At 67.9% G+C, this 16,049-nt stretch carries 11 protein-coding genes and 1 pseudogene; 5 read left to right on the top strand and 7 right to left on the bottom strand.

Annotation, left to right across the window (positions count from 1 at the left end):
- Positions 1-116: 116 nt before the first annotated feature.
- Complete coding sequence (locus tag J7I89_RS03425; RefSeq protein WP_214967289.1) at positions 117-1,070, bottom strand: carbohydrate ABC transporter permease; 954 nt, start codon at positions 1,068-1,070, stop codon at positions 117-119.
- On the bottom strand, positions 1,063-2,007 hold the full coding sequence (locus J7I89_RS03420) for a carbohydrate ABC transporter permease (RefSeq protein WP_214967287.1): 945 nt from the start codon (positions 2,005-2,007) through the stop codon (positions 1,063-1,065). The genes J7I89_RS03425 and J7I89_RS03420 overlap by 8 nt, the downstream gene beginning before the upstream one ends.
- A gap of 403 nt (positions 2,008-2,410) precedes the next feature.
- Between J7I89_RS03420 and J7I89_RS03415 the strand changes: the two genes are divergently transcribed.
- The 3 genes from J7I89_RS03415 to J7I89_RS03405 are packed head-to-tail and all read left to right on the top strand — an operon-like array spanning position 2,411 to position 7,073.
- Complete coding sequence (locus J7I89_RS03415; protein ID WP_251044867.1) at positions 2,411-3,664, top strand: acetylesterase; 1,254 nt, start codon at positions 2,411-2,413, stop codon at positions 3,662-3,664.
- 2 nt (positions 3,665-3,666) lie between these two features.
- The gene (locus J7I89_RS03410; RefSeq protein WP_214967285.1) at positions 3,667-5,940 is read left to right on the top strand and encodes a DUF6807 family protein; all 2,274 of its coding nucleotides are present in this window, start codon (positions 3,667-3,669) and stop codon (positions 5,938-5,940) included.
- The gene (locus J7I89_RS03405; RefSeq protein WP_214967283.1) at positions 5,937-7,073 is read left to right on the top strand and encodes a Xaa-Pro peptidase family protein; all 1,137 of its coding nucleotides are present in this window, start codon (positions 5,937-5,939) and stop codon (positions 7,071-7,073) included. Before J7I89_RS03410 ends, J7I89_RS03405 begins: the two co-directional genes overlap by 4 nt.
- A 24-nt stretch (positions 7,074-7,097) precedes the next feature.
- Here the strand turns inward: J7I89_RS03405 and J7I89_RS03400 are convergent, their stop codons facing one another.
- The 4 genes from J7I89_RS03400 to J7I89_RS03385 all read right to left on the bottom strand — a co-directional run bounded on the left by J7I89_RS03400 (position 7,098) and on the right by J7I89_RS03385 (position 11,686).
- On the bottom strand, positions 7,098-8,249 hold the full coding sequence (locus J7I89_RS03400) for a mandelate racemase/muconate lactonizing enzyme family protein (RefSeq protein WP_214967281.1): 1,152 nt from the start codon (positions 8,247-8,249) through the stop codon (positions 7,098-7,100).
- Positions 8,249-9,154, bottom strand: coding sequence for a 5-dehydro-4-deoxyglucarate dehydratase (locus J7I89_RS03395; RefSeq protein ID WP_214967280.1), 906 nt, complete (start codon positions 9,152-9,154; stop codon positions 8,249-8,251). The genes J7I89_RS03400 and J7I89_RS03395 overlap by 1 nt, the downstream gene beginning before the upstream one ends.
- Positions 9,151-10,143 (bottom strand): NAD(P)-dependent oxidoreductase, encoded by a 993-nt coding sequence (locus tag J7I89_RS03390; RefSeq protein ID WP_214967278.1) that lies wholly within the window; start codon positions 10,141-10,143, stop codon positions 9,151-9,153. The genes J7I89_RS03395 and J7I89_RS03390 overlap by 4 nt, the downstream gene beginning before the upstream one ends.
- 64 nt (positions 10,144-10,207) lie before the next feature.
- Entirely contained in the window at positions 10,208-11,686 is a 1,479-nt protein-coding gene (locus J7I89_RS03385) for a Gfo/Idh/MocA family protein (protein ID WP_214967277.1), read from the bottom strand.
- 180 nt (positions 11,687-11,866) lie between these two features.
- Here J7I89_RS03385 and J7I89_RS03380 point away from each other — a divergent pair, with 180 nt between their 5' ends.
- Positions 11,867-12,889, top strand: coding sequence for a LacI family DNA-binding transcriptional regulator (locus tag J7I89_RS03380; RefSeq protein WP_214967275.1), 1,023 nt, complete (start codon positions 11,867-11,869; stop codon positions 12,887-12,889).
- Here the strand turns inward: J7I89_RS03380 and J7I89_RS03375 are convergent.
- Positions 12,886-13,476 (bottom strand): TetR/AcrR family transcriptional regulator, encoded by a 591-nt coding sequence (locus J7I89_RS03375; RefSeq protein WP_214967274.1) that lies wholly within the window; start codon positions 13,474-13,476, stop codon positions 12,886-12,888. The two genes, J7I89_RS03380 and J7I89_RS03375, sit on opposite strands and share 4 nt — an antisense overlap.
- Positions 13,477-13,653: 177 nt before the next feature.
- On the opposite strand from J7I89_RS03375, the pseudogene J7I89_RS03370 reads away from it, so the two are divergent.
- A pseudogene (locus tag J7I89_RS03370) lies at positions 13,654-16,003 on the top strand (beta-glucosidase).
- Positions 16,004-16,049 lie beyond the last annotated feature (46 nt).

The raw sequence follows: 16,049 nt of genomic DNA, 5'->3' as shown, positions 1-16,049 counted from the left end.
GCTGATCATACAAGCAAGATACTTGTACTACAAGCTGTTTTTGGCGTAGATCCTGGGTCTTAGTTCCGGCATCACTCGCCGCGGCATGAAGTACCTACAGAGGACCGCGGAAAGCCTTACTTAATTCCGGTGGTCGCGATCCCCTTGATGAGGAACCGCTGGCCGAACAGGAACACCAGGAACACGGGCAGCAGCGACACAATGGACATCGCGAAGAGCGAGCCCCAGCTGGTGGCGGACTGTGAGTCCACAAACGCCCGCAGGGCAACCGGCACGGTGAACATCTCGGGATCCGTGAGGTAGATCAGGGCACCGAAGAAGTCGTTCCACGTCCAGATGAACGTGAAGATGGTGGTCGTGGCGAGGGCCGGAACCATCAGCGGCAGGATGACCCGCAGGAAGATGCGGGGGTGGCCGGCACCGTCGATCCGCGCGGCCTCATCCAGTTCCGTGGGAATACCGCGGATGAACTGCACCATGAGGAAAACGAAGAATGCGTCCGTTGCCAGGAGCTTGGGCACAATGAGCGGCCAGAACGTGTTCACCCAGCCGATCTGCGAGAAGAGGATGTACTGCGGCACGATGATCACGTGGAACGGCAGCATGATGGTCAGCAGCATGATGCCGAAGAACAGTTTCTTGCCGCTGAACTGCAGCCGGGCGAACGCATAGGCGGCCATGGAACAGGAGATCAGGTTGCCCAGGATGGAACCGATGACCACCACGGCCGAATTGAGCATGTAATGCCCAAACGGGTGGGTCAGGGCCGACCATCCGTCGGTGTAGTTGCCCATCTCCAGGCTGTTCAACCAGAGGCCGGGCTCACGGAAAATCAGCTCGTTGGGCCGCAGCGATGAAACCACCATCCACAGCAACGGGTAAATCATGATGCCGCCGGCGATGATCAGGACGGCGTGCTTCGCCATGGCCTTGAGGCGCGCGCTGCGGCTAAAGGCGAGGGTGCCGCGGGATTCGCGCTTCCGGCCGCCGGCCCGGGGGCTCCCGCCCCTCGACTTCCCGCCGGAGGCCGGCACTTTCTCCGGAGCCGGCAAGGTCCGTAGTTCAGTCATCGTAGAACACCCAATACTTTGAAGCGATGAAGTTGATGGCCGTAAAGGCGCCGATGATCACCAGCAGGAACCAGGCCATCGCCGAGGCATAACCCATCTCGAACTGGCCGAATCCCTTCTGGTACAGGTAAAGCGTGAAGAACATGGTGGAGTCGGACGGCCCGCCGTTGCCTCCCGAGACAATGAACGCCTGGGTGAAGGACTGGAAGGAGCCGATGATCTGCAGGACCAGGTTGAAGAAGATGATCGGGCTCAGCATCGGCAACGTGATCCGCCAAAACTTCTGGAGCGTGGTGGCCCCGTCCACTTCGGCCGCTTCGTAGTACATGTTCGGAATCTGGCGCAGCCCGGCTAGGAAGATGATCATGGGGCTCCCGAAAGTCCAGACGTGGAGCAGGATGATGGAACCGAGTGACGTGGACGGGTCCGAGATCCAGCCCGGTCCCGTGATCCCGAACATGGCCAGCACCTGGTTCACAAGGCCGGAGGTTCCGAAGATCTGCTTCCAGAGGATCGCGACGGCGACGGAGCCGCCGAGCAGGGACGGCAAGTAGAAGATGGACCGGTAGAACGGCAGGCCGCGGAGGCCTTTGTCCAGCACCAGGGCAATAAGGAGTGCCACCGCAAGCTGCAGCGGAACTCCCACCAGGACATAGGTGAAGGTCACCCGCAGGGAATTGTGTAGCCGCGCATCGCCAAGCATGCGGGTGAAGTTATCCAGCCCGGTCCATTCCGGCGGCTGCAGCAGGTTGTAGTCCGTAAAGGACAAATAGAGGGACATGAACATGGGGCCGACCGTGATTGCCACGAGGCCGATCAGCCACGGCAGCAGGAAGATGTAGGCCGCCTTGTTATCACGGCGGTTGGCGCGTTTTTCCTCGGCAGTCGCCGGCCGTTTTCGCCGGCTCATGGAGGACAGTTCGCTGATGGCGCTCATTGCCTCCCCCTCGGTGGACGGACGCCTGCCGGCGTCCCGCGGTGATGCTGTGCGGCCATGCGGTCTCCTTTGGTCATCGTGGCCTTCCACGGCGTGCTGGGTGAAGTGCTCTTGCCGTCCCGGGCGGCGCCGAAGAGGTCCGGCACCACCCGCCTCATGGCTTCCGGAGTGACCGGGCCAACAGCGGCTTTGTACCAAAGTAAACGCTTTCTTGACCGCTGTACACCCTTTTGCTAATTTTTAGGAAAGCGTTTTCCAAATTCGACCAACTCCGTATCAGAGCAGCTGCGAGAGGCAGGACAACCATGTTTGCACCGGGCAGGCCGAGCCGATGAATTCTGGTCTGATAAATGACGCACCACGGCCAAGCGCCATTGGCGGCTATGAGGACTGGCCCGCATTCATGCGTTCCCGACCGCGGCATGCGGCAGGCTCCGTGCCATCGCAGGAGCTGGCCGACGCCCTCGGGGTTCCTGCCGTTCCCGAGGCTCCGCGCGCTGTGCTGGAGTCGGCTGAAACGCACGACGGCGTCACTACTTCTCGGGTCAGCTGGCAGTTGGGCTTGGGTCCCCGCACCAGCGCCTGGTACCTGCGTCCCGCCGGTGAGACCGGCCCGCTGCCGGGAGTCCTGGCACTCCACTGCCACGCCGGCGTCAAGTCGGACGGCGCGGCACGCCTGCTGGCTGTGGGCGCAGTCCCCGGGACGTCTTCCGCGGACGCCGCTGCGGGGAAGGCCCGCATGGATCTCCAGCGACGGCTCTACGGCGGCAGACCCTTTGCCACCTGGCTAGCATTACAGGGCTTTGCCGTCCTGGCCCACGACACCTTCGCCTGGGGCAGCCGCCGCTTCGACCTCGGCACGCCCCCGTGGCGGGCAGCCGCCGTCGTCGAGGGCCGCAAGGCACTATGGCGGGAGGCCGGCGTCGTGCCGTCCGAAGAGGAACAGTACGACGCCGCCGCGGCGGCGCACGAGGACACCGTGGCGAAGGCAGCCGGCCTTCTGGGCACGAGCTTCGCCGGGATGGTGGCGCACGACGACCTCGCGGCCCTCCGCGTCCTTGCGGGTCTTCCGGGCGTGGACGCCGGCCGGCTGGGCACAATCGGCTTCTCCGGAGGTGGCGGCCGGTCCCTCATGCTGGCCGCGCTCAGCCCGCTGGTCCGCACTTGCGTGGTGTCGTGCATGATGACCACGTACCGCTCGCTCTTCCCGGCGTACCTGGATGCCCACTCGTGGCTGCTTCAGACACCGGGACTGTCACGGCTGGGCGAATATCCCGAGTTGGCAGCCCGCTCGACGGCGGACCGCTTCCTGGTGCAGTACGGGCTCGCCGACGAACTGTTCCCGGAGGACGGCATGCGCGACGCCGACGCGATGCTGCGTGCGAAGCTCGCGCCCGGCCGCTACACGGGAAGCTTCTGGCCTAGAGGACACGCCTTCAGCACCGGCATGCAGGGCGAAGCCGCCGGCTTCCTGGCCGGGTCGCTGTCCGGTTCACGGTCGGATGTGCCCGCCCTGCCCCGGCCGAGCCACATCGCGGATGATCTGGCAGGCTCACTGTCGGGTTCCTTGTCGGGCCCACTGTCAGGCTCCCTGTCGGGTTCCTTGTCCGCGGGCGCCGCCCCGGTTCCTTCTCCGCAAGCCAGCCAGGACGGTTAGACATGACACGCAGCTCCCCCGGCGCTTCGGCGCCCGCATCTCCTCCGGACACGTCTCTTCAACCGGACACTTCTTTTCAACCGGAAACTTCTCTTCGCCAGGACACGGCGGCCGCACTGAATTCCGCCCCGGACACTCCGGCGGCAGCTGGTCCCCCGTCACCGCGGATCGCCCTCGTGGGCGCCCACGGCTACGGCGCGCGGCATCTGGAGAACCTTGCCCGCCTCGCCGCGCTCACCCAAGTTGACCTCGTCGCAGTAGCGGACCCCCGTCCGCCGGCCGAAGGCACCCTGCCTGACGGTGTTGCTACGTTCCCGTCCTTGGAGGAGCTTCTGGCCACGTGCCCGGCGCCGGACGTCGTCATCTTGGCCACCCCCATCCAGACGCATGCCCCGCTGGCACTTGCTGCCCTCGCGGCGGGTGCCGATGTCTACGTGGAGAAGCCACCGATGGCCTCCTTGGCCCAGTACGACGACGTGCTGGCCGCCGCAGAAGAGGCTGGCCGCCTTGTCCAGGTCGGCTTCCAGAGCCTCGGCTCGCACGCGTTGACCGCCCTGGACCGGCTGGTGGCGGACGGAGAAATCGGCGATGTCCGGGGCGTCAGCGCCGTCGGCACGTGGGTGCGCACCACCGGCTACTTCAAACGCTCCCGCTGGGCGGGCAAGCGCAGCCTGGACGGCACGGACGTGGTGGACGGTGTGGCCACCAACGCCATGGCGCATGCGGTGGCCACCGGACTGAGAATCGCAGGCGCGGCTTCAGCGGCCGACGTCGCGTCCGTCGAGACGGATCTCTACCGGGCGCACGCGACCGAAAGCGACGACACGTCCGTCATCCGCGTGCGGACCGCCGCGGGCACGGTCCTGATGTGCGCCCTGACGCTGTGCGCGGAGGAACAGACTCCGCCGTCGGTGACCGTCCACGGCACCAGGGGGCAGGCCGAATTCTTCTACACCGAGGACCGGCTGACGGTTTCAACGCCCGACGGCGAGCGCACGGAGACGTTCGGCCGGACCGACCTGCTGGAGAACCTGCTGGCGGCCCGCCGTTCCGGCGACCTCGGCACCCCTCTGCTGAGCCCGCTGGCCGGCAATGGGGCTTTCATGCGGGTGTTGGAGGCCATCCGGACAGCGGAACCTCCACGAGGCATCGGCCCCGGGCATGTCACATGGAAAGGCGACGGCGACGACGCCCATCCCGTGGTGCACGGCATCGGCCAGCTGGTGCGCAGGGCCGCGGCAGCGCAGGCAACCTTCGCGGAGCTCGGCGCGCCCTGGGCCCGGGAACTGCCTGGGCCGGGGCACGCCCTGGCCGGGACGCCCGGCCCCGGGACCGCCCTCTCAGGGACCGCCGGCCCCGGGACAGGTTCGCAGCCGGCGTTCACCGTGAACGGGAAAGTGGTGGCCCGGTCGACTGACGGCACCCGGATCAGCCCCACGTCGTCTCCCCGCCCCTACCTCCATCCGCTCAGCACCCTGGCCGGCACCACGGTTACCGATCACATGCCTGAGGACCACGTATGGCACCTCGGCGTGGGCGTTGCCATCCAGGACGTGGACGGCGTCAATTTCTGGGGCGGGCGCACCTACACCCGCGATGCCGGGGCCTACGTCTGGCGCAAGGACCACGGCCGGATCATCACCGTCGCGGCGGAAAATGCAGAGACGGCGTCAGCCGCAACACAGGGCGAGCATTCGCGGACCGAAACCCTTAGGTGGCTGGCACCGGACGGCGCTCCCCTGCTGAGCGAACGGCGGAAGTGGAGCTGGGCCGCCGTCGGCTCCTCCAGTTGGCGGCTAACGCTCGACTTCGAGCTCACTCCGGCAGGATCTGATCCGGTCACTCTCGGCAGCCCCGGTTCCAACGGCAGGCCGCAGGGCGGCTACGGCGGCTTCTTCTGGCGCCTGCCGGCAGGCGACGAGGCGAGTGTATGGACCGCAATCGCGGAAGGTGAAGACGCGGTGCACGGTGCGCTCCCCTGTCCAGAGGCTCCGTGGCTGGCGTGGTCCGGCATGTTCCGGAAGGGAGAGCCCGACGGCGGTCCGGCCACCCTGGTGTTCCTGCCCCGTCCGGCAGGGGCTACGGAGCCGCAGGATCCGTGGTTCGTCCGCATGGCCGGGTATCCCGGCGTCGGACTGTCCCTGGCGTGGGAACACGCGGCGACGGCCAGCCACGACAACCCGCTTCGCCGAACAGTCACGGTGCTGGTGGCCGACGGCCTCCTGTCCACTATGGACATCGAACAGCTCATCACAACTTTGGGGGAATCCGTATGAACGCGACCGTGAACACCGCCGTGACCGCCACAGCGGAGGCGCTGCGCGGCACCGCCGCCGCGGACGCGGCCCCGGGGAACATCGCCGACCGCGCCGTCAAGAGGCAGCGCGTGCTGGACATCCTCGCCGACGCCGGCCGGGACTCGCTCCTGCTCACCACCAACACGGCGCTGACTTGGTATCTGGACGGGAGCCGGGTCCACATCAGCCTTGCCGGCGATCCCATCGCAGCGATGCTCGTGGACCGCGACGGCGACCACCTTGTCACATTTAGCAACGAGGCTGCCCGGATCGCCGCTGAGGAACTGCCCGACGGCGTCGAGCTCCACTCGGTGCCCTGGCACGGGCAGCTGCACGCCGCGGCGGCCATGTTGTCGCCCGGGGGCAACCCGCTGGCCGAGGCCGAGGTTACTGCCGAGCTGAGGGCTGCGCGGCAGCAATTCCTTCCCGGCGAAAGCGCCCGGTATGCCCGGCTCTGCGCCGAAACTGCTGCCGCCTTGACCGATGTCCTCTCGGAGGCGACGCCCGAAACCACGGAGTTTGGCGTGGCCTCCGCCTTGGCTTCGCGGATCGTCGGCATGGGAGCTGAACCGTTGGTGCTCCTTTGCAGCGGAGCCGGCCGCAGCGAGTTCCGGCATCCGCTGCCTACGCACTCGCCGATCGGGCGGCGGGCCATGGCTGTGGTCTGCGCGCGGCGGAACGGGCTGGTGGCCAACGTGACCCGCTGGGTCAGGTTCGACGCCGGGACACCCGGGGAGCTCGACGCCGAAGCCCGGATTGCCGCGGTGGAGGCCGATATCTTTGATGCGACCGTTCCAGGTGCCCGGCTGAACGGTGTCTTCGCCGAAATCCGGGAAGCCTACGGCCGGCATGGATTCGGAGCGGGCCAGTGGACCCTCCACCACCAAGGCGGTCCGGCGGGCTATGCAGGCCGGGATCCCCGCGCCACTCCCGCGACCGATGACGCAGTGGTCCTCAACCAGACGTTTACGTGGAACCCCTCAGGACCGGGAGTGAAGATCGAAGATACGGTGCAGCTCACGGAATCCGGTATCTCCGTCCTGAGCGTCGATCCCCGCTGGCCTGCGGCCCTGGTGAACGGAATCCAGCGTCCACTGACGTTGGAACGCTGACCCTCGGGCGCTGTAATCCAGCGCCTACGAGGTCTGAAGATCCGGAGATGGCTGGCGGAAATCGAAGCCCAGCCCCGGCCGGCCCGCGAGCGTGAGCCGGCTGTTGCTGACCTGCACGGGCGAGGGCCCCTCCAGCACGCCAAGCTGCTCAAAGGAGGCGTCCTCGACGTCCTCCACCAGGGTGGGTTCGGCCATGGTCAGTGCGAGCTGGCCGGACAGTTCCGGCAGCAGGTGCGGCATGACCCTGATGCTGTGGGCGCGGGCCAGTTCCACGATGCGGCGAAACGGGGTGATGCCGCCGACCCGGATGATGTTGGGCTGGATGATGTCCACCGCCCCGGCCTCGATGAAGTCGCGGAACCGGTAGATGTTGTGCAGGTTCTCACCGAGCGCGATGGGCACCGGTGAATGTTTCCGCAGCCTGCGGTAGGCCCAGAGGTCATCCGCCCGCAGGGGCTCCTCCAGCCATTCCAGTCCGAACTCCCCCAGCACCTCCAGGGCGCGGAATGTGGCGGGCAGGTCCCAGCGCTGGTTGGCGTCGATCATGAGCTTCCGGCCCGGACCCAGGACAGCCCTGACCGCAGATACGCGTTCGGCGTCCTCCCGGATGTCCGGCTTGCCCACCTTGATCTTGACGGCGCTGTGGCCGGCGGACACCCAGCGTTCCACCTGCGCCACGAGCTCCTCGAGGGTGTAGTGCAGGTTCACGCCGGAACCGTATACCTCCACAGAATCCTGGCGCTGCCCCAGAAGCCCGGTGACGGAGGTGCCGGCCCGGCTGGCCTGCAGGTCCCACAGCGCAAGGTCCACTCCCGCCATGGCGATAGTGGTGAGTCCCCCGCCACCGGCTTCGTGCAGCCGCTTCCACAGCTGGTCCCATACTCCCTCGGGGTTGGCTTCGAGCCCCGTGATGAAAGGCGCGACGTCTAAGTCCAGGAGGGCTTTGATGGCCTGCGGACCGATAGTGGGCGTCCAGGAGAACCCGCGACCCGCGCCGCCGTCGTCCGTCTGGATTTCGGTGACGATCACATGGTTCTCCGGCGCTTCCTCGCCCCAGCTTCGCAGCAGCGGAACGGTCACGTGGCGCGTGGAAAGCCCGGTAATCCGGGGCACCGCCCGGACCGCTTCGGCAGCTGGCGCTGCGGCAATTCGCGCTTCGGCAACTGGCGAGCCCATCAGCGGCCGGCCAGCTCGTAGCCCCTGGCCAGGATGGCCTTGAGCTGGAGCAGCTGGTCTTCGGTGGGGTCAACGAGCGGCGCCCGGACCGGTCCCACCGGCAGACCGCCAAGGCGCAGCCCGGCCTTGATGAGGGAGACGCCGAACCCGGGAGTCTGGTCGCGCAGCCGGACCAGCGGAGCGTAGAAGCCTTCCAGCAGTGCGTTCCGCCGGTCCTCGTCGCCGGAGGTGTAGGCGTCGTAGTAGGCGTTGGCGATTTCCGGGGCCATGGCGAACGCGGCCGAGGAGTAGAGCGGGATGCCCAGGCCACGGTAGGCGCCCTGGGTGAGTTCGGCGGTGAGCAGGCCGTTGAACAGCAGGAAGTCTTCGCGTCCGCTGGCGTTGATGGCACTGACGATTTCCTGAGCCAGCCCGACGTCGCCGAGGCCGTCCTTGAAGCCGATCACCTTGGGGTTGGCGGCCAGGCGTGCCATCGAGGCGGCCGTGTATTTGGCGTTCCCGCGGTGGTAGACGATCACCGGCAGGCTGCTGGCAGCTGCCACCGCCTCGATGTACGCCACCAGGCCGTCGGTGGGACCGGTCACCAGGTACGGCGGGAGGACCAGCAGGGCATCGGCTCCCGCTTCCTCGGCCACCCGCGCGGCGGCGACCGCGTGGCCCAGGGGTCCGCCGGCACCGGCAACCACCGGCACCTGGCCCGCCACGGCCTCGACGGCGGCAGTCACCACGGTGCGCACCTCGTCAATGCTCAGGGCATGGAACTCCCCGGTGCCGCAGGCGGGGAAGACGCCGCCCGGACCGTGCGGCAGGCGGGACGTGATGTGCTCCTTGAGGACTTCCACGTCCACTGCTCCTCCCGGCGTGAAGGGTGTGACGGGAAAGAACAGTACGCCGTCGAATTTCATGGGGTCTCCTTGGATCCTGTGCCGGCCGCGACAAGCGCGGCGGAGGTCTCATCGTTGAGGGGCAGTGCAGTGGGCGGCAGCGCGTTAAGAGGCTCGGCAAGCTCGGTCCGCCAGCTCCGCCTGGGCTCCCAGCCGAGCAGTTCGCGGGCCTTGGCAATCGAGAATGCCGGGCTGGTGCCCGTGAGCCCGGCGGCAAGGTGCGAGCTGCCGGGCAGGAACTGCGGCATCAGTTCGGCAAGCGGCGCGGCGGCCAGCGCGTCGGCGGCCCCCACGAAGAAGGTCTGGCCGTTGGGGATGGTGTCCATCTTCGCCAGCAGCACGTCCAGGAAGTCGGCCACGTCGCGTGCATCCACATAGTTGAAGAGGGCCGGCGCGGACAGTGCCGGATCGGCCAGCCGTTCGCGGACCGTGTGACCCTGCTGGGTGGGCGCGCCGGCCCACTCCTCCGGCGAAATGACATAGCAGGGCCGGAAAGCCGCGTAGCGGATGGCGTCCCCCTGGGCGGCGGCAAACATCTGCACGGTCTGCTCGGCGATGAGCTTGGACAGCGCATAGGTGTTCCACGGCCGCGGGGTGGTTTCTTCGTCCACCGGGAAGCTGTCCGGCAGCCAGCCCGCGGGCGAGCCGTAGCCCAGCACGGTGGGGCTGCTCGCCGTGATGATCTTGCCGATGCGCAGTTCCGTCGCCGCACCGATGACCGCGTAAGCAAGCCTGGTGTTGGTGCTGAGGATGACGTCTTCCGGCGCGCTGAACGGCACGGCGATCGCGGCAAGGTGGATGACGGCGTCGGGCGCTGTCGCCCGCAGGAGGCGCAAGGCCTCCCCCGGCGCCAGGAGGTCGGCAGTGCGCTGCTCGACGCCGTCGGGCAGCTGGGCGGCGGGAACAGCGTCTCGGTCCACGGAGATGACATGGTGGCCTGCGCCGGCGAGGCCGGCCACAACGCTGCGCCCCAGCCGGCCTGAACCGCCGGTGACGAAAATCCTGCTCATAGTGATCGGTTCCTTACTCGGGTCTGTTGGCGCAGGTCACTGGGCTCGGGTCACTGGACTCGGGTCACTGGCCGCGGCGAAGGTCGACGCCGAGCCCCAGGTCCGCGGTGCGGACAGGCAGCCCGGATTCCAGCGACTCGTTGCCCGCGATGCCGACGGACACGGAGCGAAGTCCGTCCAGGTAACCGGACGGCCTTCCCAGGGGGTCCTCGCCGGGGCCATTGAACAGATCGGACAGGAGGAGTTCGTCTCCGCCGCCGTGGCCGCCTTCGCCGTTGATGATCGGGACCTCGTAGGCCGGCTCCCAGTGCCGCTGGACCACCAGGCGTTCGCCGTTGCGCCGGACCTGGTCGTCCTCCTCCACGGGCGTGGCGCTCGGATCGACCACCGTCTTCTTGTCCGTGCTGTGCTGGACCGCGGCGCGCTCCACCACTTCCAGCTCCGCCCGTCCCTCGGTTCCGTTCACCGCCACGCGGTAGCCCTCCCACGGACTGTGCGCGTTGAGCGAGTAGCTGAGGACGGGCCCGCCCTGGTAGTCCACCACGAGCGCCAGGTTGTCCTCGATGGTGATGCCGGACGTGAAGACATCCTGGTCGCGGCGGTAGCCGTCGAAGTGCTCGTTGTCGTAGTACAGCGCGCGCAGGCGTTCGTCCTCCCGCAGGTCCAGGACGAAGGGGTCCTTGTCGACTGTGTCCGTGCCGGCGCCGGCGTCCGGGGTGCCGGCGTCCGCGCCGGCGCCGGCGTCCGGGGTGCCTCGCTCGGGCCGGGCACCGAGGCCGCGCTCCGCGGCGTTCGTGTCCCCGTAGAACTTCAGGCCGCCTGATGCGAACACCCGCTCCGGAACGTCGTCGATCCACCAGTTGACGAGGTCGAAGTGGTGGGAGGACTTGTGGACCAGCAGGCCGCCGGAGTTCTCCTTTTCCCGGTGCCAGCGGCGGAAGTAGTCGGCGCCGTGCACCGTGTCCAGGACCCAGCTGAAGTCGATGGACGTGACCTTGCCGATCACGCCGCCCTGGATGATTTCCTTGAGGGCGCTGTTGCGCGGCGAGTAGCGGTAGTTGAACGTGACCACCACGTTGCGGCCGGTCCGCGCCACAGCGTCGGTGATCCGCCGGCACCCTTCAGCGTTGATGGTCAGCGGCTTCTCCACCACGACGTCGGCGCCGGCCTCGAGGCCCTCCACGATGTAGTCAGCGTGGGTGTAGTCGGGCGTCGTGACCACCACCCGCTCGATTCCGTTCTCCGTGATGAATGCCGTCAGCTGCCCCGGTTCGAAGGCTTTCACCGGTTCCGCCGCACCGAGGTCGCGGATGAGCTTCTGGTAAAACTCCACGCGGCCCGGGTTGACGTCCGACAAGCCCACCAGCTCGGCCGTGTCCGCATGCCGGCCGTAGATGGCCCGGATGTACATTTCGGAACGTCCGCCCGTGCCGATCAGGGCGATCCGCGCCCTGCGGGCCGCGGCACCGGACGGGGCGGCGGCCGGGGCTGCGTCGACGTCGATACTGCTGCCGGGGGTGGCAGTGTTGGCTGTGTTGCCCATGCGGTGAATCCCTTTCGGAAGGCAGAAACGCTGGCCGCTTGACGGCCCGGAGTGGTGCGGGAAGAATAGTGAGAAAGCGTTTTCTCAGAGCGTTATAAGCTTTGTATCAACACTCTGGCAGCCGCGTCAACCGTCGCCCTGAACGGGGCGGGGGCCAGAGACAGCCCGGAAAGGGGCAGCATGGGCAGGAGAGCCACCACGCGGCGCATCGGCATCGCCGACGTCGCACTCAAGGCCGGCGTTTCGCATGCCACGGTGTCGCGTGTCATGAACGGCAACTTCACTGTGGACCCCGCGATCGCCGAGCGGGTGCGGGCCGCAGCCACCGAACTGAACTACCAGCCGAACCCTGTCGGCCGCAGCCTGGCCCTGGGCAAGACGGACACCATCGGGATTGTGGTGCCGGACCTCTCCAACCCCACTTTCCAGGCCATCCTCCGCGGCCTCAGCATGGCCGCGGCGCAGGATGGCTACCGGGTGCTGATTGCCGATTCCTCGGAGGTTTCCAGCGAGGAGGCCATCCTTGCCGGCGAGGCACGGCGGCGTTGCGACGGCCTGGTGCTGTGCGCCCCGCGCATGGGCGATGCCGAGCTGGAAGAGCTTGCGCCGTCACTTCATCCCATGGTGCTGATCAACCGCAGCACCTTGGACACCAGGGCGCCCAGCCTCATGGTGGACTACGGCCAGGGGATCCAGGAACTGGCAGAGCTTTTGGTGGGGCTGGGCCACACACGGTTGGCATTCCTGGCCGGACCCACGCGGAGCGCCTCGAACGGGCTGCGCCTGCAGGGGCTGGAAAAGTTCAAGGCGGCCCACCCGGAGATCAACCTCCGGATGCTCGACGCCGGCTCCAGCTTCGAGGCGGGCCACCAGTCCGTGGATTCGGTCCTGGCCAGCGGGGCCACCGGCGTCATGGCGTTCAACGACCTCGTGGCCATGGGCCTGCTGAGCGGGCTTCACGAGCGCGGCGTCCGGGTCCCCGAGGACATCTCCGTGACCGGCTTCGATGACATCCCCTTTGCGCGCTACACCACCCCGACGCTCAGCACCGCCGCCGTTCCCATCAACGAGCTCGGCCAGCAGGCGTGGCACCGGATGCGGGACCTGATCCGGAACGTGTCCCCCGACGCCGGCACCGAAGGACCCACGATATTCCTGCCCCGGCTCGAAGTCCGGGGCAGCACGGGGCCGGCGAAAGCCTAGCGCGCTGGGGGCGCGAGAAGGACGTCGACGAGCTCCCTCAGCCCCGCAGCCATGTCCACACTCTTGTCATACAGCCACTGGAGCTGGAGGCCGTCGAAGGCCGCGATGATCAGGCGCGCCAGGTACTCGGCCCCGACGTCCGTCCGGATCGCGCCGGACTCCTGGCGCCGACCGACATCCTGGGCGAGCTCCTCGACCAGCCTGGCGTACCTGTCCTGAAAATAACCATGCGGGGCGTGCCCGGGGTCATTGGCTGTTGCGGAGGCGACCGCGTACAGCGTGGTGAGCCCCGGCTCCAGGCGGTTCCGTTCCGCCACCGGCACTAGGGCCTCCAGACCGAATTCGGCCGTCCCGCCGAGCTCTTTGCCGCGCCGGTCCCGTTCCGCGAGCACCGCCGTCAGCAGCTCCTGCTTGCCGCTGAAGTAGTGGAACAGGGTGGCTTCCTTGACACCCACCAGCTCGGCCACGCGCTTCAGCGCCGTGCCTTCAAACCCCTCGGTGGCGAAAACATCGGTGGCCGTCTGGACGATCTGCTCGCGGCGTTCCGCACCCTTCGCGTACTGCCCGCGCGGCTTCGTAGTAGACATTCCGCCAGTTTATTTCAATGCCGCAGGCCGATCCCACAAAAACCTAGTCATACTAGATTTCTGCTGGTACGATTTTCCCCACGGCCCAACGGAGGGTCAGTTTCCGTCAGCAGGCAATGTGGCCGTCAAGGCCCTCGTTACCCGTAAACCGGCGCGGACGTCTGGTCCACGCACGCCCTGCCGGAAATCGGCCTCAAGCGCATCGTGCTCTCCGACGGTCCCGCAGGCGTCCGCGGCGAAGACTTCGACGAGCGCCACGACTCAGTCTCCCTGCCGTCGTCGTCCGCCCTGTCCGCCACGTGGAGCGTGGACATCGCCCGCCGGTACGGCCAGGTTCTGGGGCAGGAGGCGCGCCGCAAGGGCGTCCACGCCGTCCTGGGGCCAACCATCAACCTGCACCGGTCACCGCTGGGCGGACGCCACTTCGAATGCATGAGCGAGGATCCGCGGCTAACCGCCACCCTGGCCGCTGGCTACGTCTCGGGCGTGCAGTCCATGGGCGTCGGTGCCACGCCCAAGCACTACGTGGCCAATGACGCCGAAACGGACCGCTTCACCGCTGACTCCGTAGTGGACGAGCGAGCCCTGCGTGAGCTGTACCTCGCCGCCTTCGAGGACGCCATCACCGAGGCCCGCGCCTGGCTGGTGATGAGCTCCTACAACTCCATCAACGGCACCACCGCCAGCGAGAACACGCTCCTGGAAACGCCGCTGTCCAGTGAGTGGGGCTTCGACGGCGTCGTGGTTTCCGACTGGACCGGAGTGCGCTCCGTGGAGGCGGCCAACGCACACCAGGACCTGGAGATGCCGGGCCCCGTGGGCCACTGGGGCGCCAAGCTGCTCGCCGCCGTCGAAGACGGCCGCGTCAGCCGCGAGGCGATCATTGAGAAGGTCACGCGCATCCTGCGCCTCGCGGCGCGCGTCGGCTCGCTGGCGGGCTTCGATCCCGCGGTGACGGAGGTCCCCGGCACGCTCGACGGCGCCCTGGTGGCCCGCGAGGTGGCCGTCCGCGGCGCCGTGCTGGTCCGCAACGAAGGCGGCCTCCTCCCGCTCGACGCCGCTGCGCTGGGCAGCGTGGCCGTGATCGGCCACAACGCCGAGGAAGCCCGCACGCAGGGCGGCGGCAGTGCCACCGTCATGCCCAAGTACACCGTCTCGCCGCTGGAGGGCCTGCGAACGGCACTGCCCGACGACGTCACGGTCACCTATGCGCGCGGCGCCAAGGTTGCCGAGGGGCTGCAGCCGTTCCCCAGGAAGTCGCTGCACAACCCCGTCAGCGGCGTCCCGGGAATGCGGGTGACCTTCCTCGATGCCGAGGGCAAGGAGATCTCCGGAGAGGACCGGCTGGCTTCGCACTTGATCTGGTTCGGCGTGGGCATCCCCGAAGGCACCGCGGCCATCCGGATGCAGACGGAATGGACCGCCGAAACGGCCGGCATCCACCACCTCGGCGTGCGCACGGTGGGCCAGATCGCCCTCTCGGTTGACAGCACCGACGTGTTCAACGGAGAGCTGGAGGACGATACCGACGTCCTCGGCGCGGCGCTCTTCGATCCGCCGCAGACCGTCCACTCCGTGGAGACCACCGTCGGCCAGCGGGTCGGCATCGAGGCGCTCTACCAGTTGCCGGCGCAGCAGGAAATCCCACTCACCGCCATCCTGCTCGGCGAGGAGACCGTCGTCGCCGACCCCCAGGCGGAGATCCGGGCGGCCGTCGAAGCGGCCCGCACGGCCGACGTCGCCATCGTGGTGGTGGGCACCAACGCCGCCATCGAATCCGAAGGCTTCGACCGCAAGGACCTTGACCTGCCCGGGCACCAGAACGAGCTGGTCGAGGCCGTGGCGGCAGTCAATCCGCGCACCGTTGTGGTGGTGAACTCCGGTTCGCCGGTGCTGATGCCGTGGCTGGAGGAGGTCGGCGCCGTGCTGCTCGGCTGGTTCGGCGGCCAGGAGTTCGGGGCGGCCATCGCGGACATCCTGCTCGGCAATGAAGAGCCCGGCGGACGCCTGCCCACCACCTGGCCCGCGGCGCTCGGCGACGTGCCCGTGCTGAACACCACGCCCGTGGACGGCAGGGTGGTCTACATCGAGGGCATCCATGTGGGCTCCCGCCTGGCTCAGGCAGCAGGCCGGCGGGGGCGCCGCACCGCTGCTGCCGTTCGGTTTCGGCCTGGGCTACACCACGTTCGAACTCGGCGGGGCACATGCGCCGCAGTCGGTTCCCGCGGGCCAGGACGTCGTGGTGCACGTTCCCGTCCGGAACACCGGCGCACGCGCGGGCCGCGAAGTGGTGCAGGTCTACGTTTCCCGTGAGGACTCCGCGGTGGAGCGGCCGGTCCGCTGGTTGGCGGGCTTCGCCGGAACGCACCTGCCGGCTGGCGGCGCGGAAAGCGTCGACGTCAGGATCCCGGCCAGGGTGTTCGGCCACTACGACGGCGGGTGGCAGTACGAGCGCGGATCCTTCCGGCTGCTGGTGGGACGCCACGCGGCGGACGACTTCCAGGCGCTGGAGATCGAGGTCCGCTAGCACCTTCAGCCCAACTGGCTCGCAGTTGTCGTCGTTTTGACGGCTC

Source organism: Arthrobacter sp. ISL-5 (assembly GCF_018613835.1).
Taxonomy (GTDB): Bacteria; Actinomycetota; Actinomycetes; order Actinomycetales; family Micrococcaceae; genus Arthrobacter.
This window is presented reverse-complemented; position numbering and strand designations above follow the sequence as displayed.